General features: G+C 69.3%; 20 protein-coding genes and 1 pseudogene. 3 read left to right on the top strand and 18 right to left on the bottom strand.

From position 1 onward, the window contains the following. Positions 1 to 2: 2 nt before the first annotated feature. The 7 genes and pseudogenes from ACFC1K_RS12875 to ACFC1K_RS12845 form a co-directional block, all read right to left on the bottom strand. Positions 3 to 1,313, bottom strand: coding sequence for an alpha-L-fucosidase (locus tag ACFC1K_RS12875; protein WP_375872404.1), 1,311 nt, complete (start codon positions 1,311 to 1,313; stop codon positions 3 to 5). 97 nt (positions 1,314 to 1,410) lie between these two features. Then, entirely contained in the window at positions 1,411 to 2,643 is a 1,233-nt protein-coding gene (gene ilvC, locus ACFC1K_RS12870; RefSeq protein WP_375871940.1) for a ketol-acid reductoisomerase, read from the bottom strand. Next, positions 2,525 to 2,998, bottom strand: a pseudogene (ilvN, locus tag ACFC1K_RS12865) (acetolactate synthase small subunit); the annotation flags it as partial. The gene ilvC and the pseudogene ilvN, both read right to left, overlap by 119 nt. Positions 2,999 to 3,001: 3 nt before the next feature. Beyond that, a complete protein-coding gene (locus ACFC1K_RS12860) occupies positions 3,002 to 4,807 on the bottom strand; it encodes an acetolactate synthase large subunit (RefSeq protein ID WP_310291385.1) in 1,806 nt (601 codons plus the stop codon). 47 nt (positions 4,808 to 4,854) lie between these two features. After that, positions 4,855 to 6,573 carry a dihydroxy-acid dehydratase gene (ilvD, locus tag ACFC1K_RS12855; RefSeq protein ID WP_374974632.1) on the bottom strand — a complete coding sequence of 573 codons (1,719 nt, stop codon included), beginning with the start codon at positions 6,571 to 6,573 and terminating at the stop codon, positions 4,855 to 4,857. A gap of 61 nt (positions 6,574 to 6,634) precedes the next feature. Further along, the gene (gene otsB, locus ACFC1K_RS12850; RefSeq protein WP_310291390.1) at positions 6,635 to 7,423 is read right to left on the bottom strand and encodes a trehalose-phosphatase; all 789 of its coding nucleotides are present in this window, start codon (positions 7,421 to 7,423) and stop codon (positions 6,635 to 6,637) included. Next, positions 7,420 to 8,886, bottom strand: coding sequence for a trehalose-6-phosphate synthase (locus ACFC1K_RS12845; protein WP_375871939.1), 1,467 nt, complete (start codon positions 8,884 to 8,886; stop codon positions 7,420 to 7,422). The genes otsB and ACFC1K_RS12845 overlap by 4 nt, the downstream gene beginning before the upstream one ends. A 136-nt stretch (positions 8,887 to 9,022) precedes the next feature. Between ACFC1K_RS12845 and ACFC1K_RS12840 the strand changes: the two genes are divergently transcribed. Beyond that, positions 9,023 to 9,277 carry a hypothetical protein gene (locus ACFC1K_RS12840; protein WP_375871938.1) on the top strand — a complete coding sequence of 85 codons (255 nt, stop codon included), beginning with the start codon at positions 9,023 to 9,025 and terminating at the stop codon, positions 9,275 to 9,277. A 68-nt stretch (positions 9,278 to 9,345) separates the two neighbouring features. Here ACFC1K_RS12840 and ACFC1K_RS12835 read toward each other — a convergent pair whose 3' ends face one another. Genes ACFC1K_RS12835 through ACFC1K_RS12825 form a run of 3 tightly spaced genes read right to left on the bottom strand, consistent with a single transcriptional unit; the run spans position 9,346 to position 11,982 of the window. Further along, the gene (locus tag ACFC1K_RS12835) at positions 9,346 to 10,530 is read right to left on the bottom strand and encodes an acetyl-CoA C-acetyltransferase (protein ID WP_375871937.1); all 1,185 of its coding nucleotides are present in this window, start codon (positions 10,528 to 10,530) and stop codon (positions 9,346 to 9,348) included. Next, a complete protein-coding gene (locus tag ACFC1K_RS12830; protein WP_375871936.1) occupies positions 10,527 to 11,180 on the bottom strand; it encodes a CoA transferase subunit B in 654 nt (217 codons plus the stop codon). Before ACFC1K_RS12830 ends, ACFC1K_RS12835 begins: the two co-directional genes overlap by 4 nt. A 1-nt stretch (position 11,181) precedes the next feature. Beyond that, on the bottom strand, positions 11,182 to 11,982 hold the full coding sequence (locus tag ACFC1K_RS12825; RefSeq protein ID WP_375871935.1) for a CoA transferase subunit A: 801 nt from the start codon (positions 11,980 to 11,982) through the stop codon (positions 11,182 to 11,184). 108 nt (positions 11,983 to 12,090) lie between these two features. Here ACFC1K_RS12825 and ACFC1K_RS12820 point away from each other — a divergent pair, with 108 nt between their 5' ends. Next, a complete protein-coding gene (locus ACFC1K_RS12820) occupies positions 12,091 to 12,879 on the top strand; it encodes an IclR family transcriptional regulator (RefSeq protein WP_375871934.1) in 789 nt (262 codons plus the stop codon). Between the two features lie 198 nt (positions 12,880 to 13,077). Next, positions 13,078 to 16,413 (top strand): PxKF domain-containing protein, encoded by a 3,336-nt coding sequence (locus tag ACFC1K_RS12815; protein WP_375871933.1) that lies wholly within the window; start codon positions 13,078 to 13,080, stop codon positions 16,411 to 16,413. A 67-nt stretch (positions 16,414 to 16,480) separates the two neighbouring features. Here the strand turns inward: ACFC1K_RS12815 and ACFC1K_RS12810 are convergent, their stop codons facing one another. Genes ACFC1K_RS12810 through ACFC1K_RS12775 form a run of 8 tightly spaced genes read right to left on the bottom strand, consistent with a single transcriptional unit; the run spans position 16,481 to position 23,979 of the window. Further along, positions 16,481 to 17,395, bottom strand: coding sequence for an alpha/beta hydrolase (locus tag ACFC1K_RS12810; protein WP_310291414.1), 915 nt, complete (start codon positions 17,393 to 17,395; stop codon positions 16,481 to 16,483). After that, positions 17,380 to 18,132: a 3-hydroxybutyrate dehydrogenase gene (locus ACFC1K_RS12805; protein ID WP_310291417.1), complete on the bottom strand. Its 753-nt coding sequence runs from the start codon at positions 18,130 to 18,132 to the stop codon at positions 17,380 to 17,382. The genes ACFC1K_RS12810 and ACFC1K_RS12805 overlap by 16 nt, the downstream gene beginning before the upstream one ends. Further along, a complete protein-coding gene (locus ACFC1K_RS12800; RefSeq protein WP_375871932.1) occupies positions 18,132 to 18,818 on the bottom strand; it encodes a TetR/AcrR family transcriptional regulator in 687 nt (228 codons plus the stop codon). Before ACFC1K_RS12800 ends, ACFC1K_RS12805 begins: the two co-directional genes overlap by 1 nt. Beyond that, positions 18,815 to 20,443 carry a class I adenylate-forming enzyme family protein gene (locus ACFC1K_RS12795; RefSeq protein WP_375871931.1) on the bottom strand — a complete coding sequence of 543 codons (1,629 nt, stop codon included), beginning with the start codon at positions 20,441 to 20,443 and terminating at the stop codon, positions 18,815 to 18,817. The genes ACFC1K_RS12800 and ACFC1K_RS12795 overlap by 4 nt, the downstream gene beginning before the upstream one ends. Continuing rightward, positions 20,440 to 21,588: a branched-chain amino acid ABC transporter permease gene (locus ACFC1K_RS12790; protein WP_375871930.1), complete on the bottom strand. Its 1,149-nt coding sequence runs from the start codon at positions 21,586 to 21,588 to the stop codon at positions 20,440 to 20,442. The genes ACFC1K_RS12795 and ACFC1K_RS12790 overlap by 4 nt, the downstream gene beginning before the upstream one ends. Further along, positions 21,585 to 22,460 carry a branched-chain amino acid ABC transporter permease gene (locus ACFC1K_RS12785; RefSeq protein WP_310291422.1) on the bottom strand — a complete coding sequence of 292 codons (876 nt, stop codon included), beginning with the start codon at positions 22,458 to 22,460 and terminating at the stop codon, positions 21,585 to 21,587. Before ACFC1K_RS12785 ends, ACFC1K_RS12790 begins: the two co-directional genes overlap by 4 nt. Then, the gene (locus tag ACFC1K_RS12780) at positions 22,457 to 23,170 is read right to left on the bottom strand and encodes an ABC transporter ATP-binding protein (RefSeq protein ID WP_375871929.1); all 714 of its coding nucleotides are present in this window, start codon (positions 23,168 to 23,170) and stop codon (positions 22,457 to 22,459) included. Before ACFC1K_RS12780 ends, ACFC1K_RS12785 begins: the two co-directional genes overlap by 4 nt. Next, entirely contained in the window at positions 23,167 to 23,979 is an 813-nt protein-coding gene (locus ACFC1K_RS12775) for an ABC transporter ATP-binding protein (protein WP_375871928.1), read from the bottom strand. Before ACFC1K_RS12775 ends, ACFC1K_RS12780 begins: the two co-directional genes overlap by 4 nt. Positions 23,980 to 23,981 lie beyond the last annotated feature (2 nt).

Genomic DNA, 23,981 nt, shown 5'->3' with positions numbered 1-23,981 from the left:
GGTCAGTCCTCGGTGAGCGTGAGCTCGATCACAGGCATCAGCACGTCCGGTCGAGCGACCGGAAGGTGCACGGTGAGCGTCCCCTCCGCCTCACCCGCCGGCGTCATGTTGACCGCCTTCTGACCCGGGTCGGCCACCGACGTGCGGAGCCAGGAGCCGTCGTTCAGGAATCGCGCGTACGTGACCTTGCCGGCGAGCCCGGGAAGGTGCACGAATCCCAGTGGCCACGACATCAGGTGCAGGTAGAGCTTGTGACCGCGTCGGGTGTACACGCCCTCGCGCGGCGGCACGAAGCTGGCGTGACCGGCGCCGACGATCGCGCCCCGGTGCAGCCGCATCCATTCTCCGATCTCCGACAGGGTGCGCTCGTCACGCGGGGCGATCGCACCGCGCCCGTCGGGGCCGATGTTGAGCAGCATGTTGCCGTCCATCGCCACCGAGTCGGCGAGCATCTGGACGAGCAGCGTCGCCGGCTTCTGCTCGGTGTTGTCGCGGTGGTAGCCCCACGAGCCGTTCATGGTCTGACAGGCCTCCCACACCTGCGGCATGCCCTCGACCATCAGCGGCGCGGTGGGCTGGTACTGCTCGGGCGTGACGAAGTCCCCCGGGATGCCGAGGCGGTCGTTGACGAGCATCTCGGGCTGCAGTTCGCGGCACATCTCGAGCAACGCTTCGGCGTCCCAGTCCTCGGGGCCCTTGCCCGCGAGCCCGTCCATCGGCTCTGGGTACGTGAAGTCGAAGAACAGGTAGTCGATCTGTCCGTAATCCGTGAGGAGCTCGCGCACCTGGGCGTGCAGGAACTCGCGGTAGCGCGCCATGTCGCGACCCTCGTTGAGGGCGGCGACGTCCTCGTCGGCCCGTCGAGGATGGTTCCAGTCCACCGTGAAGTCGGGGTGATGCCAGTCGATGAGCGAGTGGTACAGGCCCACGCGAACCCCCTCGGTGCGGAGCGCGTCGACGTACTCCCGCACGAGGTCCCGGCCGCACGCGGCGACCGCGTTGAAGTCGCTGACCGCGGTGTTCCACAGCGCGAAGCCGTCGTGGTGCTTCGTGGTGAGCACGACGTAGCCCATGCCCGTCTCCTTCGCGCGGCGGGCGAGCGCCCGTGCATCGAACAGGTCGGGGTCGAAGTTCTCGAAGTACGGGAGGTAGTCCTCGTCGGTCAGGAACTCGTAGTTCTGCACCCACTCGTGCCGTGCGGCACCGCTGTACAGGCCGAAGTGCACGAACATCCCGAATCGCGCCTCGTCGAACCACTGCTGTCGCATTCTCGCCCACTCGCCTTCCGTCGCTGGTCGGCTCCATCCTCCCATAAACATCGGATGTCTCCGCGCTCCGACGCCTCAGCCCACCGCGAACGCCGAAGGCCCGGCCCCCGCGAGGGGAGCCGGGCCTTCGGTGAATCGAGGTTCAGCGCGCGGCCGAGCCCTCGACGTAGTCCGCGTCCTGTTGCTTCCATGCGAAGAGCGAGCGCAGGTCCTTGCCGACCGACTCGATCGGGTGGGCGGCGGCCTTCTCGCGCAGCTCGAGGAACTCGACGCCGCCGTTGTCCTGGTCGTCGATGAAGCGCTTGGCGAACGCACCCGACTGGATGTCGGCGAGCACGGCCTGCATGTTCTCCTTGACGTGCGGGTCGATGACGCGCGGGCCCGAGACGTAGTCGCCGTACTCGGCGGTGTCGGAGACCGACCAGCGCTGCTTGGCGATGCCGCCCTCCCACATGAGGTCGACGATGAGCTTGAGCTCGTGCAGCACCTCGAAGTAGGCGATCTGCGGCTGGTAGCCCGCCTCGGTGAGGGTCTCGAAGCCGTACTGGACGAGCTGCGACACACCGCCGCAGAGGACGGCCTGCTCGCCGAACAGGTCGGTCTCGGTCTCCTCGGTGAAGGTCGTCTTGATGACGCCGGCACGCGTGCCGCCGATGGCCTTCGCGTACGAAAGCGCGGTCGCCCAGGCGCCGCCCGTCGCGTCGCGCTCGACGGCGATGATGTCGGGGATGCCGCGGCCCGCGACGTACTCGCGGCGCACCGTGTGTCCCGGCGCCTTGGGCGCGACGAGGATGACGTCGACGCCCTCGGGCGCCTCGATGTAGCCGAAGCGGATGTTGAAGCCGTGCGCGAACGCGAGCGTCTTGCCCGGGGTCAGCTTGTCCTTGATGCTGTCGGTGAAGATCCCGCGCTGGTGCTGGTCCGGCGCGAGGATCATGATGACGTCGGCCCACTCGGCCGCGTCGGCGACCGACTTGACCTCGAAGCCCTCGTCCTGCGCCTTCTCGATCGACTTCGAGCCGTCCTTGAGCGCGATGACGACCTCGACACCCGAGTCGCGAAGGTTCTGGGCGTGCGCGTGGCCCTGCGAGCCATAGCCCACGATCGCCACCTTCTTGCCCTGGATGATGCTCAGGTCGGCATCGGCGTCGTAGAAGATCTCAGCCATCTTCGTGTTTCTCCTTGATTGATCGGTTCTGGAAGTAGTGGATGCCGCGGACTCAGCCGCGCAGCACGCGCTCGGTGATGCTCTTGCCGCCGCGGCCGATGGCGACGAGGCCGGACTGCGCCAGCTCCTTGATGCCGAAGGGCTCGAGCGCCCGCAGGAACGCGTCGACCTTGCCCTTGTCGCCGGTGACCTCGACCACGAGCGCATCGGGCGCGTAGTCCACGATCTGGCCGCGGAAGAGGTTGACGACCTCGAGCACGTTCGACCGGGTCTGGTTGTCGGCCCGCACCTTCACGAGCATGTGCTCGCGCTGGACGGATGCCGCGGGGTCGAGCTCGACGATCTTGATGACGTTGATGAGCTTGTTGAGCTGCTTGGTGACCTGCTCGAGGGGAAGCTCGTCGACGTCCACGACCACCGTGATGCGCGAGAGCCCGGGGACCTCGGTGACGCCCACCGCGAGCGACTCGATGTTGAAGCCGCGCCGGGCGAACAGGCCCGCGACGCGCGTCAGCAGACCGGGCTTGTCCTCCACGAGGAGGCTCAGCACGTGACTGGTCATGTCTCAGTCCTCCTGCTCGTCGAAGGCGGGCGAGTGGTCCCGCGCGTACTGGACGAAGCTGTTGCTCACGCCCTGCGGCACCATCGGCCACACCATCGCGTCGGCGCTCACCACGAAGTCGATGACCACCGGGCGGTCGTTCGTCTCGAGCGCCGTCTGGATCGCAGCATCCACGTCCTCTTCCTTCTCGACGCGGATCGCGAGGCAGCCGTACGCCTCCGCCAGCTTCACGAAGTCGGGGATGCGCACCGTACCGTGACCGGTGTTGAGATCGGTGTTCGAGTGGCGGCCGTCGTAGAACAGCGTCTGCCACTGGCGCACCATGCCCAGCGACGAGTTGTTGATGATCGCGACCTTGATCGGGATGTTGTTGATCGCGCAGGTCGCCAGCTCCTGATTGGTCATCTGGAAGCAGCCGTCGCCGTCGATCGCCCACACGACGCGGTCGGGCTCGGCGACCTTCGCGCCCATCGCGGCCGGGACCGAGTAGCCCATCGTGCCCGCGCCGCCGGAGTTGAGCCAGGCGTTGGGGCGCTCGTACTTGATGAACTGCGCGGCCCACATCTGGTGCTGACCGACGCCCGCGGCGTAGACGCCCTCGGGGCCGGTGAGCTCGCCGATGCGCTGGATCACGTACTGCGGCGCCATGTGCCCGTCGGTGGGCTGCGTGTAGCCGAGCGGGAACTCATCGCGAAGGCCGTCGAGGAACGACCACCACTCGGTGATGTCGGGCGCGGTGCCGCCGCTGACGGCGCGGAACGCCACGTCGAGGTCGACGAGCACATCCTTGAGGTCGCCCACGATCGGCACGTCGGCAGTGCGGATCTTCGAGATCTCGGCGGGGTCGATGTCGACGTGCACGACCTTCGCGTTCGGCGCGAACAGCGCGGCCTTGCCGGTGACGCGGTCGTCGAACCGCGCACCGAGAGCGACGATGAGGTCGGCGTCCTGCAGCGCGAGCACCGCCGGCACCGTGCCGTGCATGCCCGGCATGCCGAGGTGCTGCGTGTGCGAGTCGGGGAACGCGCCGCGCGCCATCAGCGTGGTCACGACGGGCGCGCCGGTCGTCTCGGCGAGCGACAGGAGTTCCTCCGAGGCGCGGGCGCGCACGACGCCGCCACCGACGTACAGCACTGGCTTCTTGGCGTCGGCGATGAGCTGAGCCGCGGCCTGGATCTGCTTGCCGTGCGCCTTCGTGACCGGCCGGTAGCCCGGGAGGTCGATGTTCGGCGGCCACACGAAGGGCGCTTCAGCCTGCTGGGCGTCCTTGGTGATGTCCACGAGCACGGGGCCGGGACGACCCGTCGACGCGATCTCGAACGCGGCCGCGATCGCACCGGGGATGTCTTCCGCACGCTTCACCAGGAAGGAGTGCTTCGTGATCGGCATCGTGATGCCCACGATGTCGGCCTCCTGGAAGGCATCCGTCCCCATGAGGGTGGAGAACACCTGACCGGTGATGCAGACGATCGGCACGGAGTCCATATAGGCGTCGGCGATCGCGGTGACGAGGTTCGTCGCGCCGGGGCCGGACGTCGCGATCGCGACGCCGACACGACCCGATGCGGCGGCATAGCCTTCGGCGGCGTGACCGGCGCCCTGCTCGTGCCGGACGAGGATGTGGCGCACGGACTCGTCGTCCATGAGGGGGTCGTACACGGGCATGATGGCGCCGCCCGGAAGACCGAAGACGTCGGTCACCCCGAGCAGGTCGAGAGAACGGACGACCGCTTCCGCGCCCGTGAGCACGGGCGTCGAGGCGGTGCGGGCTGGCGGCCGGGGAACGGCCGCGGCGGTGTCGGCTGACATGGTGATTTCCTCTGAAATGGGTCGGAGGCGGATGTCGGAAGCCAGGCTCAACCGGTGGTCGCGCCCTCCGCAGCGGAGCGCACGAGTCGGGAGTACTTGGCAAGGACGCCACGGGTATAGCGCGGGGGAAGCGGCTCCCAGCCAGAGCGGCGGGAGTCAAGCTCAGCCTCGTCGACGAGTAGGTCGAGAGTGCGAGCCGCGATATCGACCCGTATCAGATCACCATCGCGCACGAAGGCGATGGGACCTGCGTCCACCGCTTCGGGTGCTATGTGGCCGATGCACAGGCCGGTTGTGCCGCCTGAGAATCTGCCGTCCGTCAAGAGTAGTACATCTTTTCCGAGCCCCGCGCCCTTGATGGCCGCGGTGATCGCGAGCATCTCGCGCATTCCCGGGCCGCCCTTGGGGCCTTCGTAGCGGATCACGACGACGTCGCCGGCAGCGATCTCGCCGGCCTCGAGGGCGTCCATCGCGGCACGCTCGCGCTCGAACACGCGGGCAGGTCCTTCGAACACGTCGGCGTCGAAGCCGGCCGACTTCACGACCGCACCCTCGGGAGCGATCGAGCCGTGCAGGATCGTGATGCCGCCCTTGGCGTGGATCGGGTCGTCGAACGAGTGGATGACGGTGCCGTCGACGGGGTCGGGATTCAGGTCGGCGAGGTTCTCGGCCAGCGTCTTGCCGGTGACGGTGAGCGCGTCGCCGTGGAGCAGGCCCTCGTCGAGCATCGCCTTCATGATCACCGGGATGCCGCCGTGCCGGTCGACGTCGTTCATGACGTACTTGCCGAACGGCTTCATGTCGGCCACGTGCGGCACCTTGTCGCCGATGCGGTTGAAGTCGTGCAGGCTCAGGTCTACATCGGCCTCGCGGGCGATCGCGAGGAGGTGCAGCACGACGTTGGTCGAGCCGCCCAGCGCCATCGCGAGCGCGATCGCGTTCTCGAACGCCTCCTTGGTGAGGATGTCGCGCGTCGTGATGCCCTGACGGAGGAGGTTGACCACGGCCTCGCCCGAGCGGTGGGCGAAGTAGTCGCGGCGGCGGTCGGCCGACGGCGGCGCTGCCGAGCCCGGGAGGCTGAGTCCGAGCGCCTCGGCGACGGAGGCCATCGTGTTGGCGGTGTACATGCCGCCGCACGCGCCCTCGCCCGGGGCGATCGCGCACTCGATGCGCTTGAGGTCGGCCTCGCTCATCTTGCCCGCGAGGCACGCGCCCACGGCCTCGAACGAGTCGATGATGGTGACGTCCTTCTCGGTGCCGTCCGAGAGCTTCACCCAGCCCGGCGCGATCGAGCCGGCGTACAGGAAGACGCTCGAGAGGTCCAGGCGGGCCGATGCCATGAGCATGCCGGGGATCGACTTGTCGCACCCGGCGAGCAGCACCGAGCCGTCGAGGCGCTCGGCCATGATGACGGTCTCGACGGAGTCGGCGATGACCTCGCGGGAGACGAGCGAGAAGTGCATGCCCTCGTGGCCCATCGAGATCCCGTCCGAGACGGAGATGGTGCCGAACTGCAGCGGATAGCCGCCGCCGGCGTGCACGCCCTCCTTGGCACCCTGCGCGAGCCGGTCGAGGCTCAGGTTGCAGGGGGTGATCTCGTTCCAGCTCGAGGCGATGCCGATCTGCGGCTTGTCCCAGTCCGCGTCGCCCATGCCGACGGCACGGAGCATGCCGCGCGACGTCGTGGCTTCGATGCCGTCGGTGACGACGCGACTGCGGGGCTTGATGTCGATGGAGTTGTCAGCGAGCGAATCGGGCTGGGCCATTGACTCAGTGTATTCCCGTGACACGACCCGCTCGCCCCGAGTGACGGAGCCCGTGCGATCCCTAAGACCGGCGCTGACAGCGCTCAGCGGCCAGGCGCTTCAGCAGAGCGGCGAGACCCGCGATGTCGGGCTCGCGCACCGCTGCGGCGGTCTCACCCTCCCCCACGCGCACGCCGAGGTCGCCGTCCCCGAGGCTCGCCAGCGCGTCCTCGTCGGTGACGTCGTCGCCGGCGAACAGCACCGCCGTGGCGCCCACGCGCTCGCGCAGCTCGGCGATGGCGGAGTCCTTGCCCTCGTGCCGGAACGCGAACTCGACGATGTTGTGCCCCGTGCGACGGCGCCAATGCGGCGCCTCTGCCGCGACGATCTCATCGACGACGCGGTTCGCCTCGGCCGCGGCCGCGGCGGTCGCCCGGCGCGTGTGCACGCCGAACCCGAAGGTCTTCGGCTCGATCCAGACGCCCTCGAGGTGCGCTGTGGCCTCCTCGGCGTGGCCACGGAGGGCGTCGCGCAGGGCGACGTCGGCATCATCCTCGCCGTGGCTCACCACGCCCTCGCCCGGGATCCAGAACTCTGCTCCGTGCGATCCCGCCAGCATCACCCTCGACGAGTCGTCGTGCTCGGCGATCACGCGCAGATCCACGAGGCTGCGCCCCGATACGAAGGCGACGATGGTGTCAGGCGCCGCGACCAGGGCGTCGACGGCCTCGCGCGCGGCGGGCAGCATCCGTGCGTCCATCGGCTCGTCCTCGAGCGGCGACAGGGTGCCGTCGAAATCGAGGGCGACGAGAAGGCGATCGGATGCTGCGAGCTTGTCGATCGCCTCGGCGGCGAGCGGGTCGACGGTCATGCGCGGGCCCCTGCTGCCTTGTTGAGCGCGGGGAACCTGTTCCGCTCACGCGCCCCGTCGAGCGCGTCGAGGAACGACTGCGACCATCGCGCGACGTCATTCTCGAGCACCTTCCGCCGCAGCGCCCGCATGCGACGGCCCTGCTCGGCCGGAGGCATCTCGATGGCGCGCATGATGGCATCCTTCATGCCGTCGATGTCGTGCGGATTGATCCGCACCGCGCTCGGGAGCTCGTCGGCGGCACCGGCGAACTCGCTCAGCACGAGCACGCCCCGGTTGTCGATCCGCGCAGCGACGTACTCCTTCGCGACGAGGTTCATTCCGTCGCGAAGGGCGGTGACCAGCATGACGTCGGCAGCCATGAACAGTGCCACCATCTCCTCCCGCGGATACGCCTGGTGGAGGTAGCGGATCGCCGTGTGGCCCATCGTGTCGTGGTCGCCGTTGATGCGACCCACGGTGAGCTCGATCTCGTCCCGCAGCTGCATATAGGCCGCCACCCGCTCCCGGCTGGGACTCGCGACCTGCACGAGCGTCACGTCCTCGACCGTGATGCGGCCGTCTTCCAGCAGCTCGCCGAATGCCTTCATGCGGTGACGGATGCCCTTGGTGTAATCCAGCCGATCGACGCCGAGCAGGATCTTCCTCGGATTCCCCAGGCTCTCGCGGATCTCCTTCGCGCGCGCCTTCACGTCATCCCGCTGAGCGAGTTCCACGTACGACGAGGCATCGATCGAGATCGGGAACGCCTTCGCCAGCGCGCGGCGGGTCGTGCCGTCGGGATTGGGGACGGTGATGCCGGACGCCTTCGTCTCGTAGCGGAACTGCCGACGCACAGCGCGGGCGAAGTTGCCGGCATCCGCCACACGCTGGAAGCCGATGACGTCCGCCCCCAGCAGCCCTTCGAGCACCTGCCGGCGCCACGGCAGCTGCGAATAGAGGCCGTATGCCGGGAAGGGAATGTGGTGGAAGTAGCCGATCGTCAGGTCGGGGCGCGCCTCGCGGAGCATCTGTGGAACGAGCTGAAGCTGATAGTCCTGCACCCACACGGTCGCGCCCTGGGCCGCGACCTCGGCGGCAGATTCCGCGAACCGCCGGTTCACCTTGACATACGAGTCCCACCACACCCGGCGGTAGCGGGGCTCGGCGATGACGTCGTGGTAGAGCGGCCAGAAGGTGTCGTTCGACATGCCCTCGTAGTAGAGCTCGACGTCTTCGGCGCTGAGCTTCACGGGCACCAAGTAGGTGCCCTCGAACTCGAAAGGATCGACCTCGATGTCGGGCTGGCCGGGCCAGCCGACCCACGCACCGTCGGTGCGGCGCATCATCGGCTCGAGCGCCGTCACGAGGCCGCCGGGCGATCGCCGCCAGCCTGGCTCGCCGTCCCCGTCCGCGACGCGGTCGACTGGCAGTCGGTTGGCGACGACGACGAGTTCGGCGGTGTGGGCGGCGGGCTCTGTCACGCGGTCTCCTGACGGTTTCGTGGACTCGGCACGCCCAGGCTACCGCGCGCTGGGTCGCCCCCGAGTCCCCTTGACCCGCCGGACGGCGCCGTGTCAAGGCGCGCGGCGCCTGCATGCCCCGCGCTAACGTGGCCCCATGCGCAAGTACCTCTTCGGCACCGGCATCCTCACCGCGATCACCGGCGGGCTGACGTTGATGAGGGGACTCCGCGAGAACGAGCCGTTCACGTGGCGCATGGCGCTCGGGTGGCTCAGCTGGGGCATCTCCCTGGCCCTCGCGATCGGCGCGATCGTCGACGTCCGCCGCGCCTCGCGCGGCGAGCTCATCGCGAACGACTCCCCCGTCCACGGCCGCGAGAAGAAGCTCCTCAAACGCCGCATCCAGCCCTGACCCGCACAGACAAGCGCCACGAGACCCATCCGGGTCCCGTGGCGCTTTCGTCGTCGGGTCGAGGGTGATCAGCGCGTGAGGATCAGCGCGTCGCCCTGACCGCCGCCGCCGCACAGCGCCACCGCCGCCGTGCCGCCGCCGCGCCGCACGAGTTCGTGCACGGCGTGGACGACGAGGCGGTTGCCGGACGCCCCGATCGGGTGTCCGATCGCGATGCCGCCGCCGTGCGGGTTGACCACGTCGTCCGAGAGGCCGAGCTCGGCCTGCGAACGCACGACCACGGCGCCGAACGCCTCGTTGATCTCGACGATGTCGAGGTCGCTCGCGGCGATGCCCTGCTTGGCCAGCGCCTTCTCGATCGCCCGAGCGGGCTGCGAGTGCAGCGAATTGTCGGGGCCGGCGACCTGGCCGGACGCGCCGACGACCGCGAGCACATTCCAGCCGTTCTCGTCGGCGTGCGAGCGCGTCGTCAGCACGACCGCGGACGCGCCGTCCGAGATCTGCGACGAGTTGCCCGCCGTGATCGACCCGCTCGACGCGAAGGCCGGGCGCAGGCCCGCGAGGGTCTCGACGGTGGTCTCGGGGCGCACGCCCTCGTCCTTCGTCACGACGACGGGATCGCCCTTGCGCTGAGGGATCTCGACCGGCACGATCTCAGCGTCGAAGAGCCCCTCGGCCTGCGCGGCGGCCGCGCGCTGATGCGACCTCGCGGCGACGGCATCCTGAGCTTGCCTCGTCACCTCGAGCCGCTCGTTGTGGCGCTCGGTAGACGCGCCCATGCTCTCGCGGTCGTAGGCGTCGGTGAGCCCGTCGAACGCCATGTGGTCGAGCACCTCGATCGAGCCGTAGGCCCAGCCGTCACGCGAGCCCATGAGCAGGTGCGGGGCGCGGGTCATCGACTCCATGCCGGCGGCGACCACGACCGTCGCGTCACCCACCGCGAGCATGCGCGCGCCGTCGATGATGGCCGTGAGGCCGGAGAGGCACACCTTGTTCACCGAGCTGGAGTGGACGTCCCACCCGATGCCGGCGCCGACTGCCGCCTGACGCGCGGGGTTCTGCCCGCTCCCGGCCGCGAGCACCTGACCGACGAGGACCGCGTCCACGGCATCGGCGGGGATGCCGCCCTTCTCGAGAGCACCCTTGATCGCGGCGCTGCCCAACTGCACCGCCGTGAGCGGAGCCAGCTGGCCCTTCAGCCGCCCCTGCGGAGTGCGCGCAGCGGCGACGATGACGACGTCGTCGTGGTTCATGCTTCGATTCTCTCTCCGACGGCGACCGTCAGCTCCGGTTCTGTGGCCGCGATGACCTCTTCCACGGTGACGCCCGGGGCCGTCTCGACCAGCACGAGTCCGGCGTCCGTCACGTCTATGACGGCAAGGTCCGTGATGATGCGGTCGACCACCCCGCGTCCGGTGAGGGGCAGCGAGCACTCGTTCACGATCTTCGCCGAGCCGTCCTTGGCGACGTGCTCCATCAGCACGATCACCTTCGCGGCGCCGTGCACCAGATCCATCGCGCCGCCCGGTCCCTTCACCATCTTTCCGGGGATCATCCAGTTGGCCAGGTCGCCTGTCGCCGACACCTGCATCGCGCCGAGGATCGCGGCGTCGATCTTGCCGCCGCGGATCATCCCGAAGCTCGTCGCCGAGTCGAAGAAAGCGGCTCCGGGCAGGGTCGTCACCGTCTCCTTTCCGGCATTGATGAGGTCGGGGTCGACGTTCCCCTCGGTCGGGTACGGCCCGACACCCAGGATGCCGTTCTCGGACTGCAGCACGACGGTCACGCCCTCGGGCACGAAGTTCGGCACCAGGGTCGGCAGGCCGATGCCCAGGTTGACGTAGGCGCCGTCGGCGAGCTCCTCGGCCGCGCGAGCGGCCATCTCGTTGCGGGTGAGCGGCATGTCAGGCTCCTTCCGGCATCTCGCGCGCGGCGGCCTGTGCGACCGAGACCGTGCGCCGTTCGATGCGCTTCTCGATGTCGGATCCGACCTCCACGATGCGGTGCACATAGATGCCGGGGAGGTGGATGCTGTCGGCCTCGAGCTCACCCGGTTCGACGAGCTCCTCGACCTGGGCGATGCACACGCGCCCCGCCATGGCGGCGAGCGGGTTGAAGTTGCGTGCGGCCTTGTTGAAGACGAGGTTGCCGTGACGATCGCCCTTGAGTGCGTGCACGAGCGCGAAGTCGGTGACGATGGCCTCTTCCAGGACGTAGTCGCGGCGTGTGCCCGAAACGTCGAAGGCGCGCACGTCCTTGACCGGCGACGCGACCGCGATGCTGCCGTCGGCGGCGTAGCGCCGCGGCAGTCCGCCCTCGGCGACCTGCGTGCCGACGCCGGTCTGGGTGTAGAACGCGGCGATGCCCGATCCGCCGGCGCGGAGCTTCTCGGCGAGCGTGCCCTGCGGGGTCAGCTCGAGCTCGAGCTCGCCCGAGAGGAACTGCCGCTCGAACTCCTTGTTCTCGCCGACGTACGAGGAGGTCATCTTCCGGATGCGCTTGGCGTTCAGGAGGATGCCGAGCCCCCAGTCGTCGACGCCGCAGTTGTTGCTCACGATGCTGAGGTCGCTCGTCCCCTGTGCGAGCAGCGCCTCGATGAGCGCGATGGGGTTGCCGGACAGCCCGAACCCTCCCACCGCGAGAGACGCTCCGTCGGGGATGTCGGCGACGGCCTCCGCCGCCGATCCCCAGGTCTTGTCGATCATTGTGCTCCTTCGCATTCCGGTCGCTCGGCTTCCATCGTCCGGCTCGACGGGGCGAACCGCCACCACCCCGCTTGCCATGTGGCCACCCCGCGCCGTAGCGTCCATATTGTGGACACCGTAGCCAAGCGCACCGTTCCCGGAGCCCAATCGATCGCCCGCGCGGCCCAGCTCCTGCGACTGGTGACCTCGGGTGGAGATGACGGGATGCCGGTGGCCGAGCTCGCTCGCCGCGCCGACCTCACCCGCCCGACGACGCACCGGCTCCTCACCGCGCTGCGCCACGAGGGCCTGGTGGATCAGGATGAGCGCACCGGCCGCTGGATGCCCGGACCGGAGCTGTACCTGATGGGCACGGTCGCAGCATCCCGGTACGACATCACCACTGTCGCGCGCGACATCGTGCGCTCGCTGGCCGTCCGCACCGAAGAGAGCGCGTTCCTGTCCGTGCGCCGCGGCGACGAGACCGTGTGCCTGCTGCGCGAGGAGGGCAGCTTCCCGATCCGCTCGTTCGTGCTGTCGGAGGGCGTGCGATTCCCGCTCGGCGTCGCCTCCGCGGGGCTCGCGATCCTGTCGTTCCTCCCGCCCCACGATGTGGACGCCTACTTCGAGCGTCACCCGGAGCTCTCGGATCGATGGGGCGCCTCACACGGCGAGCAGCGGCTGCGCACGCGCTTGCGCGACACCCAGGAGCGCGGCTACGCCGTCAACCCCGGGCTCATCGTCGAGGGCTCGTATGGCATCGGCGCCGCGGTCTTCACACGCGAGGGCCACCCGCAGTGGGCATTGAGCCTCACGGGCGTCGAATTCCGCTTCGGCCCCGACCGCCTTCCCGAGCTCGGCCGCACACTCCTCGCCCACGCACACCAGCTCACGACCCGCATCGCCGCGTCGCGCTGAAAGCGTCCCCTGCGGTCCTCGGGTCTGCAGCGCTCCTCAGGACGCGGCTAAGTTGCGCACAGTTCCGGATGAGATTCAGCGCGCGTCGGATATGTTGATCGCAACCCGAGCGGCATAGGGGCCTCTTCGGGGAGCAGTACCCCTGGGGAGGGACCAATGAAACAACGGACGTCTGTGCTGTCCGCAATCGCTCTGGCGGTGTCAGCACTTCTGGTTTCGATAGCCGGCGCGGCGTATGCCGACAATCTCGAGGTCGACGGTGATCTCCTGAAGGCCGGCACACAGGCCGTGCTCGACTTCGGCGACGTGACATGCGGCACTACGACAGGCCGCCAGGTGGCCGTCTACGTGCAGAGCAACGGTCACGGCGGCAATAACAACAACAACAACGACAACAACAACGGCGGCGGACAGGTGTTCGCCAACGGCGAGGTGGTCGACATCACCGCCGCAACGACCGCGCCGCTGTCGGTCAGCGTCGCCGCGGGCGACGTGGGCAATATCACGCTGCCCTCCAACTGGGAGACTGCGTACGGCAACAACACCCTCTCGCCCGGTGCGACCGCGACCGTCACTCTCACTGCCGGAACCGTCGCCGGAACCTTCACCGGATCCGTGACCTATTCCGGGACCGGCGACAACACCAGCGGCAACTCGATCACCCGGCAAGTCACGCAGAGCGTCACCTGGAAGACCGTCGGCTGCAAGACCACTACGACGACCACGGTGTCGTGCCCGGCGTCGGTGGTCTACACCGGGCAGCCCATCACCCCCTGCTCGGCCACCGTGACCGGTGCGAACGGATTCTCGCAGTCCCTTCCCGTCAGCTACTCCGCTAATACCGCGGTGGGCTCGGTGACCGCGTCCGCCACTTTCGCCGGTGATACGACGCGCAACGGCAGCAGCGGCAGCGCGACGTTCGCGATCACCAAGGCGTCGTCGATCACGACCGTGTCTTGCCCGGCTTCGGCGACGTACACGGGCGCACCGCTCACGCCGTGCACCGCCGGCGTCACCGGTGCCGGAGGGCTGAGCCAGGCGCTCACCCCGACGTACACCGCGAACACGAACACCGGAACTGCGGGCGCGGCGGCCACGTTCGCGGGCGACGCAAACCACGCCGGCTCGACGGACAGCAAGACGTTCACGATCCTGGGCGCCGCGGCGAGCTGTGCCGTCATCGGGTTCACGGGTGATTACGACGGACTCGCCCACGGAGCGACCGGGTCGTGTACCGGACTCAACGACGCCGACGTCAGCGGCGGCCTCCACCTCGGTGCGTCGTTCATCGACGTGCCCGGCGGCACCGCCAGTTGGGACTTCGCGTTGCAGAACTACGCGTCGCTGTCGGGCTCGGCCGTGATCGCGATCGGCCCAGCCGCGTCCTCGATCTCCATCCTCTGCTCGGATGTCGTCTACGACGGCACCGCCCACGAGCCGTGCTCGGCGACCGTCACGGGCGCCGGCGGCCTCGACAAGCCGGTGACCGTCCACTACAGCGACAACACCGGCGCAGGAACGGCGACCGCGAGCGCTTCGTACACCGGCGATGGCAACCACACGGGAAGCACTGCGTCGACCACCTTCGGGATCGCCAAGGCACCGTCGACGACCGACATCGCCTGCACGACGCCCCACACCTACACGGGCTCGCCGATCACGCCGTGCACGGCGAAGGCCACGGGTGCCGGCGGCCTGGACCAGGCAGTCATCCCGTCGTACAGCGACAACACCGGAGCGGGAGTCGCCTCCGTGTCGGCTGTCTTTGCAGGTGATGCCAACCACGAGCCGAGCAACGACACGTCGTCGTTCGTGATCGACAAGGCGACGTCTGCGGTGGAGCTGTCGTGTCTTGCGTCCGTGGTCTTCACGGGTGTCGCACAGACTCCCTGCACGGCGAAGGTCTCTGCCGTCGGCGTCACGGAGTTCGGGATCGACGTGGGCTACGCGGACAACACGAACGCGGGACACGCGACCGCCACCGCCTCGTGGGGCGGCGACGACAACCACGTCGGCAGCAGCGCGAACGGCGGCTTCCACATCGATAAGGCCGCGTCGAAGATCTCGCTGGGCTGCCCCGAATCCGTGGTGTTCACCGGTGAGCCGCTGACCCCGTGCGCTGCAACGGTGTCCGGCGCCGGTCTCGCCGATTTCGGAATCGAGGTCGACTACGCGGCCAACATGTACGCCGGTGACGCCACCGCCGCAGCGAAGTGGGACGGCGACGACAACCACGACGGCAGCACCGCCGAAGGTGGGTTCCGCATCGAGAAGGCGTCATCGTCGGTCGCTCTGTCGTGCACGCCCGGTGCCGTGTACACGGGCAGCGCGCTGACCCCGTGCACGGCGACGGTCTCCGGCGCCGGCCTGACCCCGTTCACGGTCACCGTCACGTACGCCAGGAACACGGATGCGGGACAGGCCGACGCCGCCGCTTCCTGGGCGGGTGACGCGAACCACACGTCGAGCGAGTCGTCGACGACCTTCGCGATCGCCAGGGCGGTCTCGATCACGGAAGTCACCTGTCCGTCGTCGAAGGTCTTCACCGGCTCGGCCATCGCACCGTGCACGGCCACAGTGACCGGAGCGGGCGGGCTCAACAGGGCGCTGACAGTCACGTACGCCGACAACTTCTACGTCGGCACCGCCACCGCTTCCGCCGCGTACGCCGGCGACGGGAACCATGACGGCAGCGATGACGCCGGGCACTTCACGATCGAAAAGGCGTCGTCGCTGATCGGTCTGTCCTGCACTTCCGGTGCGGTGTACACGGGCAGCGCGCTGACCCCATGCACCGCGACGGTCTCGGGAGCGGGCCTATCCTCGTTCACAATCCCCGTCACGTACTCCGACAACACGGAGGCCGGCACGGCGAGCATCTCGGCCGTGTGGAGCGGTGACGACAACCACACCGGAGCCACGGCCGGCGCAACGTTCCAGATCGCCAAGGCTCCGTCCACCGTCACGGTGACATGCCCGTCTGCGCCGGTCATGGCCACCGGATCCCCGATCGAGCCGTGCTCGGCGGAGGTCACCGGTGCAGGCGGCCTGCAGCTGACTCTGACGCCGACCTACACCGACAACAAGCTGGCGGGCAATGCGGCGAAGGCATACGCGAAGTATGACGGCGACGCGAACCACCTCCCGGACGACGACACGAAGACGTTCGCGATCGCCGCCTGGACGTTGAACGGCTTCTTCAAGCCGGTCGACATGGGCGACACAGTCATCAACATCGTCAAGGGGGGTTCGACGGTTCCGCTCAAGTTCACGGCGTTCGCCGGCGCGACGGAGCTGACCGACGCTGCGAAGCTGGGCGCCTCATTCGCCGCGCGCGAGATCAAGTGCGATCTGAGTGACGTGCAGAGCGACGATCTGTTCACGACCACCGGCGGCACGACGCTGCGGTATGACGCGACGGCACACCAGTGGATCCAGAACTGGGCGACGCCGAAGAACGCCGGCAAGTGCTACCAGGTGACACTGACCACGGCGGATGGAACGACGCTGAAGGCACAGTTCAAGACGAAGTAGCCCGAACGCGGCACAGCGCCCGGCGGCATGCGGACATCGCACGCCGCCGGGCGCTCGCACTACTCGGTCATACCCGCGCCGCGAGCTCCTCGCGGACCGCGGCGGCGACCACATCGGCCCCGGACGGCGACATCACGATCGTGTAGTGGTTGAAGCCGTCGATCCGCTCGTGCTCGACCGCCGGGTACTCCGAGAGCAATCGCGCGAGGTGTTCCGGGGCGTACAGGCCAGGCGGCTCGTTCTGCAGGCCGCGGGGCACGGTGATGAGGCGGGTCGGATGCTGCAGCCCGGCGAGCGCCGCCGGCAGGGCGTCGCCCGTGTTCATGTCGAGGGTGTCGTCGGCGGTCGTCGCGTAGCTCGTCGCGGGGCGGAACGCGCCCGCCCCGTCGTCGACGAGGTCGTACGCGAGATAGCGTTCGAGCTCGGGCGTCCAACCGCCGGCGAAGGCCGGATGCTGCCGCCAGAAGCCCAGGTACTCCCCGGTGTCTGCGAACCTCATCGACAGGCGCGCCGCGGTCGGGCCGAGGATGCCGGCGACGAGCTCGTCGGTGCTGAGCCCCGCCGGGACGTCGAGCGGCAGCCCGCCGTCGACGAGCAGCAGCCGCGAGACGCGCTCGGGGTGGAGGTGCGCGAACACGACGGACACGAACCCGCCCATCGAATGCCCGACGACCACGGTGCGGTCGATGCCGAGCGCACCGAGCAGCGCACTGAGGTCCGCCGCGTGTGCGGCCATCCCCGCAGCACCGTCGATGCCGTTGCTGCGCCCGCGCCCGCGCAGATCGGGCGCGACGATGCGCACTCCCGGGAGGCGCTCCACGACGAACGGCCACGCCAGGTGCGAGGCCGTCACCCCGTGCACCAGCAGCACGGTCGGAGCGCCGGGACCGGCTTTCGCCGGCTCCCAGACTCCCGCGCGCAGCGCGCCGCCGTCGACGGGAACGTCGACCGTCCGATACTCGTGGTTCACCGCGCCGTCCATCCGCCGTCCATCGTGTACGAGGCTCCCGTGACCATGCCGGCCTTGTCCGACACGAGCCATCCGGCCAGCGACGCGACCTCGTCGGCTTCGACGAGCCGCTTCACCGCGCTCTCGGTGAGCATGATCTTCTCGACGACTTCGCTCTCCGCGATCCCGTGCACGGCGGCCTGGTCAGCGATCTGCTTCTCCACGAGCGGTGTGCGCACGTAGGCGGGGTTGATGCAGTTGCTCGTCACGCCGTGCGGGGCGCCCTCGAGCGCCGTCACCTTCGACAGCCCCTCGAGCCCGTGCTTCGCGGAGACGTACGCCGACTTGAACGCACTCGCCCGCAGGCCGTGGGCGCTCGAGATGTTGATCACTCGGCCCCATCCGCGCTCATACATCGCCGGGAGCGCCGCGCGGATGAGCAGGAACGGCGACTCCAGCATGAGCCGGACGATGAGCCGGAAGGCGTCCGGATCGAACTCCGTGATCGGGGCGACCCGTTGGATGCCGGCGTTGTTCACGAGGATGTCGATGTCGAGGGTCAGGTCATCGAGCGCGGCGGTGTCGGCGAGGTCGACGGCCCAGGACTCACCGCCGACGGCGGTGGCGGCATCCGTCGCGGCATCCGCGTTCAGGTCCGCGATGATGACGTGCGCGCCGCGCGCCGCGAACTCGTGCGCGCAGGCGAGGCCGATGCCGCTCGCCCCACCGGTGACGAGGGCGCGCTTGCCCGCGAGATCCTGCTCCGCCATCAGGCTTCCTTTCCTGTGTCGTCCGCTCGCGGCGCGAGGGCGTTGTCGATGAACCGGGTCATGCCGGCGAACACCACCGGGTCGAGCTGCGCAGGCGGCTTGCCCTCGGCGTCGCGCTCCCACAGCAGGAACCGCATGCCGATGAGCTCGCCCATGCCCATGAGGGCCCAAGCCGTCGTCTCGGGGTCGAGGGCGCGATCGACGTCGCCTGTCGCCTGCGCCGCGCGCAGGCCGGCCTCATAGCCCTCGACGATGCGCGTGTAGTGCGTGCGCAGCACCTCGGGCGAGACGAACTCCGCCTCGCGCACGACCCGGTACAGCGCGGGGTGCTCGGCGGTGAACCGGAAGAACCCCGCGAACCCCGCACGCTCCGCTTCGAGGCGACCGGATGCGCCGGCCATCGCCTCCGACATCGAATGGCGCACGCGGCGGTTGAGGTCGAGCACGAGCGCCTCGAAGATCGCCTGCTTGCTGTCGAAATACAGGTAGAACGTGCCGAGTCCGATACCCGCCCGCTCCGTGATCTTGACGATGGATGCCTCGTGGTACCCCTGCTCGGCGAACACGAGCTCCGCCGCCTCGAGCAGGCGGCGCCGGGTCGCCTCGCCGCGCTTGGTGAGGGGGCGTCCGGTGGCGGACGACACCAGCTCCCCTTCGCGGTCGACGATTTCGTCGGACATGCTCATCGGGATTCCCCCTTCGTACGCTCGTGCACCACTCCGTGCACGCGCTCCCCCGCACGATCTTCCTGCTCCCGCCGCCGTTCGACCAGCAGCCTGGCCTCTTCGCGCAGACGGGATCGTGCGAGCTTCTCGATGGTCGACCGCGGCAGCGTGTCGACGAACTCCACGTGGACCGGGATCTTGAAGGCGGCAAGGTTGCGTCGCGCGTGGGCCAGCACCTCGTCGACCGACAGCGCGGCCCCCGACACAGGCACCACGAACGCGACGCCCCGCTCGCCCCACACCGCATCGGGCACGCCGACGACGGCCGCCTCCCCGATGAGCGGGTGCAGACACAGCGCGTACTCGACCTCCGCGGGCGCGACGTTCTCGCCGCCCGAGATGAAGATGTCCTTCAGGCGATCGACGATCCGGTAGACGCCGGACGCGTCGCGCAACGCCAGATCGCCGGTGCGCAGCCATTCGCCGCTCATCGCACGAGCCGTCGCATCGTCGTCGTCGAGATAGCCGGCGAAGACGCTCGGACCGCGCACCCACAGCTCGCCGGCGGCCTCGCCCTCCAGTGCGAGCCCCGAGCCCGGATCGACGATCCGCACCGACACGTGCGGGTACGGCCGCCCGACGGCGCCCGGCGCCTCGATCGACTCGTCGGCCGGCAGGTGCAGCACGTTGGGTGCCGCCTCGGTGAGCCCGTACCCCTGGGTGAGCGGGATCCCCCGCGCCGTCCACTCCTCCTGCAGCTCCACCGGCATCGTCGCGCCACCGACGAGAGCCAGGCGCAGGGACGCGGCATCCGTGCTGATCCAGTCGCGGTCGCCCGCGAGCAGCGCGTACTGCGTCGGCACGCCCATCATCGCGGTGACCTTGCGGTCAGCGATGAGCTGCAGCACGCGCGCCGGCTGGAACGACCGCTCGAGCACGACCGTCGCGCCGACCCACCACGCGAGCAGCGGCTGACAGTTCCACGCCGCGACGTGGAACTGCGGCAGCATCGCGAGCACGACGTCGTCCTGCGTGAGCGGCAGCGCCTGCGCGAGCGCCAGGTTGTTCCAGAAGCAGTTCGCGTGCGTGAGCACGACGCCCTTCGGCGCGGCTTCGCTCCCCGACGTGAAGATCACGAGCAGCGGGTCGTCGTCGCGCACCGGTCGGCGGGTCACCCGGTTCGCTGCGCGGGGCACAGTCCCCGCTTCGACGCCGGTCGTGCCGAGCACAGAGACCGGCGGGGCGACGGCCGCGATGCGCAGCGCCTCGCCCGCGAGGGCAGCATGCTCGTCTTCGATCAGCACCAGCGCCGGCGCGGAGCGGGTGAGGACATCGGCGAGCTCGCGCGGCGTGAGCCGCCACGACAGCGGTACGAAGGCGATGCCCGCGATCGCGCACGCGAAGAACGCCACGACGTGGTCGGTGGAATTGCCCGACACGGTCGCGATGCGGTCGCCCGGCGCGTAGCCCGCGTGGCGCAGTCGGTCGGCGAGCTCCGACGAGCGGGCGGCGAGGGTGGCATAGTCGGTCGTCACTCCGCGGTCGTCGATCGCGATGCGCTCGGGTGAGCGGGTCGCGCGGTCCACGATCCACCTGCCGACGGTGTGGGGCCCGTCGTCGATGTCGGGGTCGGCGGTCCAGCTCACGCGCGCACCTCGACGGGGTCTTCGGCGGACTCGTCGGCGTCGTCGAGCTGCCGCAGCGACCCACGGACCTTCTCTCCGCGCCGACGGCGGACCGCGGCGTCGATGGTGCCCGCGATGCCTCCCGGGAGGAACATCACCACGATGATGAAGAGCACCCCGAGGAGGAAGAGCGGCTCCGACAGCGGGATCCGCAGCACGTCGGGAAGCCCGGCGATCGCCTCGGAGCCGGCGAGCACGGTGAGCCGCTGATCGAGCAGCGTGTAGAGCACACCGCCCACGATGGCACCCCAGCGGAATCCGACGCCACCCAGCACCACCATCACCAGGACCGTGATCGTGAGGTCGGCGGAGACCGACCGGGGAACGGTGCCCGACTGCAGGAGCATGTACGCGACTCCGGCGAGGCTCGCGAGACCCGCCGCGATGACGAACACGATGAGCCGGACCCGGTAGGGCGACAGGCCCAGCACACGCACGCGCTGCTCGTTCTCGCGCGTCGCTCGGGCGAGATGCCCCAGGCGCGACGTGTCGACCCACAGCACCACGAGATACACCAGGACGAGCACCACGAGCGTGAACCAGTACAGGTTGCGGGTGTTGACGACCCCGATGAGGAAGTCGGGCACCTGCGCCGTGTTGAGGCTGAGTCCCTCCTCGCCGCCGGTGACCTGCGAGTTGCGGCGCACCAGCACCGAACCCGCCTGCGCGAACGCCAGCGTCACCATCGCGAAGGGGATGCCCGAGACCCGCATCGACACCGCGCCTGTCACGAGCGCGATCACCATGCCGCCGATCAGCGCGATGAACACGCCGGGCCACAGCGGCACGCCGAAGTGCTCGAGCGCGATGCCCAGACCGTACGCGCCGGCGCCGAAGTAGAGGGCGTGGCCGAACGACAGCATCCCGCCCGACCCGAGCAGCAGGTTGTACGACAGCGCGAGCGCGGCGAACACCATGCAGAGGGACAGCAGCGCGAGGGTGCCGGGCATGTACGTCGGCGTGGGCAGGATGCCCGGGAGCGAGAGGTTGAGCAGCGGCAGCATCGCCATGAACGCGACGAGGACGACGCCCACAACGGCGGGAAGGAAGCGGCGGATGCGGCGCTCCGGCGCCGCCCCCGGTTCCTGAGACTGTCGAAGGGTCATGCCTTCCTCCCCAGGAGTCCGGTCGGGCGGACCAGCAGCACGAGGGCCAGCAGGATCACGACGATGAAGTCCCCGGTGCCGCCGAGGTAGAAGTTCGCGAACTGCTGCAGCACCGCGACGAGGACGGACGCCACCGCCGCACCGGTGAGCGAGCCGAGGCCGCCGACGACGGTGACGATGAACGCGAAGATGAGGAGCGTCTGCCCGAGGTGCGCCGACACGAAGGTCGAGTAGTGCATCGCCAGCACGCCGCCGATTCCCGCTGCCGCGCCGCCGATGGCGAAGACGAGGGTGAACGAGCGACGGACGTCGATGCCGAGCGCCGTCACCATCGAGCGGTTCTCGACGCCGGCCCGGATGATCATGCCGTAGCGCGTTTTCTGCAGGAACAGCACGAGGGCCGCGAGCACGAGCACGGCCGCGATCATCAGCACCCAGTAGGTGTTGGGGATGCGGGCGCCGAGCACGTCGGTCGTCTGCTTGAGCCACGGGGGTCCCCCGATGTGGATCGGGTCGGTGCCCCAGATCCCCTCGAACAGCGCCACGGCCGCGAACGACAGGCCGACCGTGACGAGCACCTGCTCGATGTGCCGCTCGTACAGCGGCCGGATGAGCACGAGTTCGGTGAGGGTCGCGAACACGGCGCCCACGCCCGCGCCGACGAGGACCGACAGCAGGAAGGATCCCCACGAGTCGGTGCCGAGCGCCTGCGCGACCATCCAGCCCATGAACGCGCTCAGGGTGAGGAACGCGCCGTGCGCGAAGTTGAGCACGTGCATGAGGCCGTAGATGAGGCTCAGGCCACTGGCGACGAGGAAGTAGAGGGCTCCGAGACCGACGCCGGTGATGAGGGTGAGGACGAGGGTGCTCATGAAGCGTGCTCCACGTGGACGCCGAGGAGGCGGCGGGTGAGGTCTTCGTCGTCGAGGAGGTCGCGCGCCTTGCCGACGTGCGCGACGCGCCCGCCGGCGATGACGACGGCATCATCGGCGAGGCGGCGCACGACCTCGAGGTTCTGCTCGACGAGGAGGATGGGGACGGTCTTCGACGCCTCCTGGAGCGCGTCGGCGACCTCGGTCACGATCTTCGGCGCGAGGCCCTTCGTCGGCTCGTCGACGAGGAGGAGCCGGTTGTCGTTGAGCAGCGCCCGCGCGACCGACACCATCTGCTGCTGGCCGCCCGAGAGCGTGCCCGCCTGCTGGTCGCGGCGCGCGACGAGATCGGGGAACAGCTCTGCGACGAACTCGCGCCGAGGGTTCCGCTGACGTTCGGCCAGGGCGAGGTTCTCGGCGACGGTGAGCTTCGAGAAGACCTCGCGGTCCTCCGGCACGTACCCGACGCCGCGCCGCACGATGCGATGCGTGGGAAGCCCGTCGATGCGGTCGCCCGCGAGGGTCACCTCGCCGCGACGGGAGATGAGGCCGAGGATGCCGCGCAGGGTCGAGGTCTTCCCGACACCGTTGCGGCCGAGCAGTGCGGTGATGCCGGTGGCGGGCACGTCGAACGAGACGTCCTCGACGACCTGCTGGCCCGCGATCGTGCACCGGAGGTTTCGGACGGTCAGAACAGACTCCCCGCTCATGCCGCCTCCCCCGCCGATCCGGTGCCCAGGTAGGCGCTCTGCACGAGAGGGTTCTCCATGATCCGCTGCGGCGTGTCGTACGCGATGATCGTGCCGAAGTACATGACGGCGACCTTCTCGACGAGGCCCATCAGCACGTCGATGTGGTGCTCCACCATCAGCAGCGTGCAGCCCTTCTCGCGCTGCATGTCGCGGATGTTCTCGACGAGCCCGGAGACGTCGCCCGAGGCCACGCCCGCCATGGGCTCATCGAGCAGCACGATGCTCGCCTCCGTCGCCAGCAGCACCGCGATCTCGAGCTTGCGCTTGTCGCCGTGCGAGATGTCGCCCGCGAGCGCTTCGCGCTTGTGGCTGAGTCCCACGACCTCGAGCTTCGTCAGCGCGAGCTCGGTGGCGGCATCCGTCCGCTTCGGGAAGCGCAGGAGAGAGCCGGAGCCGCCCAGCGACACCTGGGCCGCCAGGCGCACGTTCTCGAGCACCGACAGCTTGGGGAAGAGGCTCGACGTCTGGAAAGTGCGACCCAGCCCCGCCCGCGCCCGCGCCGGCACCGACGCCGTCGTGATGTCTCGATCGTCCAGCACGACACGGCCGGCAGTGGGCTTCATGAGCCCCGAGATCACGTTGAAGAGCGTGGTCTTGCCGGCGCCGTTGGGACCGATGACGCCCACGAGGGAGCCGGCGGCGACGTCGAGCTCGACGTCCTTGAGGATCGTCGCGCCGCCGATCTGCAGGCCGAGGCCCTCGATCTTCAGCGGAGAGCCGCGGCGCGCGGTCTCCGCGGCGGGCGCGGACGGGACTGTGGTGCTCATCG

Source organism: Microbacterium sp. NPDC056057, assembly GCF_042266945.1.
GTDB classification, from domain to species: Bacteria; Actinomycetota; Actinomycetes; order Actinomycetales; family Microbacteriaceae; genus Microbacterium; species Microbacterium trichothecenolyticum_C.
This window is presented reverse-complemented; position numbering and strand designations above follow the sequence as displayed.

Coding starts and splice junctions, on each gene's coding strand:
- ACFC1K_RS12875 (WP_375872404.1), bottom strand. CDS start 1,313: ATGGGAGGATGGAGCCGACCAGCGACGGAAGGCGAGTGGGCGAGAATG.
- ilvC (WP_375871940.1), bottom strand. CDS start 2,643: ATGCGCTCGTGGTCGAGGTCACCGGCGACAAGGGCAAGGTCGACGCGT.
- ACFC1K_RS12860 (WP_310291385.1), bottom strand. CDS start 4,807: ATGTCAGCCGACACCGCCGCGGCCGTTCCCCGGCCGCCAGCCCGCACC.
- ilvD (WP_374974632.1), bottom strand. CDS start 6,573: ATGGCCCAGCCCGATTCGCTCGCTGACAACTCCATCGACATCAAGCCC.
- otsB (WP_310291390.1), bottom strand. CDS start 7,423: ATGACCGTCGACCCGCTCGCCGCCGAGGCGATCGACAAGCTCGCAGCA.
- ACFC1K_RS12840 (WP_375871938.1), top strand. CDS start 9,023: ATGCGCAAGTACCTCTTCGGCACCGGCATCCTCACCGCGATCACCGGC.
- ACFC1K_RS12835 (WP_375871937.1), bottom strand. CDS start 10,530: ATGAACCACGACGACGTCGTCATCGTCGCCGCTGCGCGCACTCCGCAG.
- ACFC1K_RS12830 (WP_375871936.1), bottom strand. CDS start 11,180: ATGCCGCTCACCCGCAACGAGATGGCCGCTCGCGCGGCCGAGGAGCTC.
- ACFC1K_RS12825 (WP_375871935.1), bottom strand. CDS start 11,982: ATGATCGACAAGACCTGGGGATCGGCGGCGGAGGCCGTCGCCGACATC.
- ACFC1K_RS12810 (WP_310291414.1), bottom strand. CDS start 17,395: ATGGACGGCGCGGTGAACCACGAGTATCGGACGGTCGACGTTCCCGTC.
- ACFC1K_RS12805 (WP_310291417.1), bottom strand. CDS start 18,132: ATGGCGGAGCAGGATCTCGCGGGCAAGCGCGCCCTCGTCACCGGTGGG.
- ACFC1K_RS12800 (WP_375871932.1), bottom strand. CDS start 18,818: ATGAGCATGTCCGACGAAATCGTCGACCGCGAAGGGGAGCTGGTGTCG.
- ACFC1K_RS12790 (WP_375871930.1), bottom strand. CDS start 21,588: ATGACCCTTCGACAGTCTCAGGAACCGGGGGCGGCGCCGGAGCGCCGC.
- ACFC1K_RS12785 (WP_310291422.1), bottom strand. CDS start 22,460: ATGAGCACCCTCGTCCTCACCCTCATCACCGGCGTCGGTCTCGGAGCC.
- ACFC1K_RS12780 (WP_375871929.1), bottom strand. CDS start 23,170: ATGAGCGGGGAGTCTGTTCTGACCGTCCGAAACCTCCGGTGCACGATC.
- ACFC1K_RS12775 (WP_375871928.1), bottom strand. CDS start 23,979: ATGAGCACCACAGTCCCGTCCGCGCCCGCCGCGGAGACCGCGCGCCGC.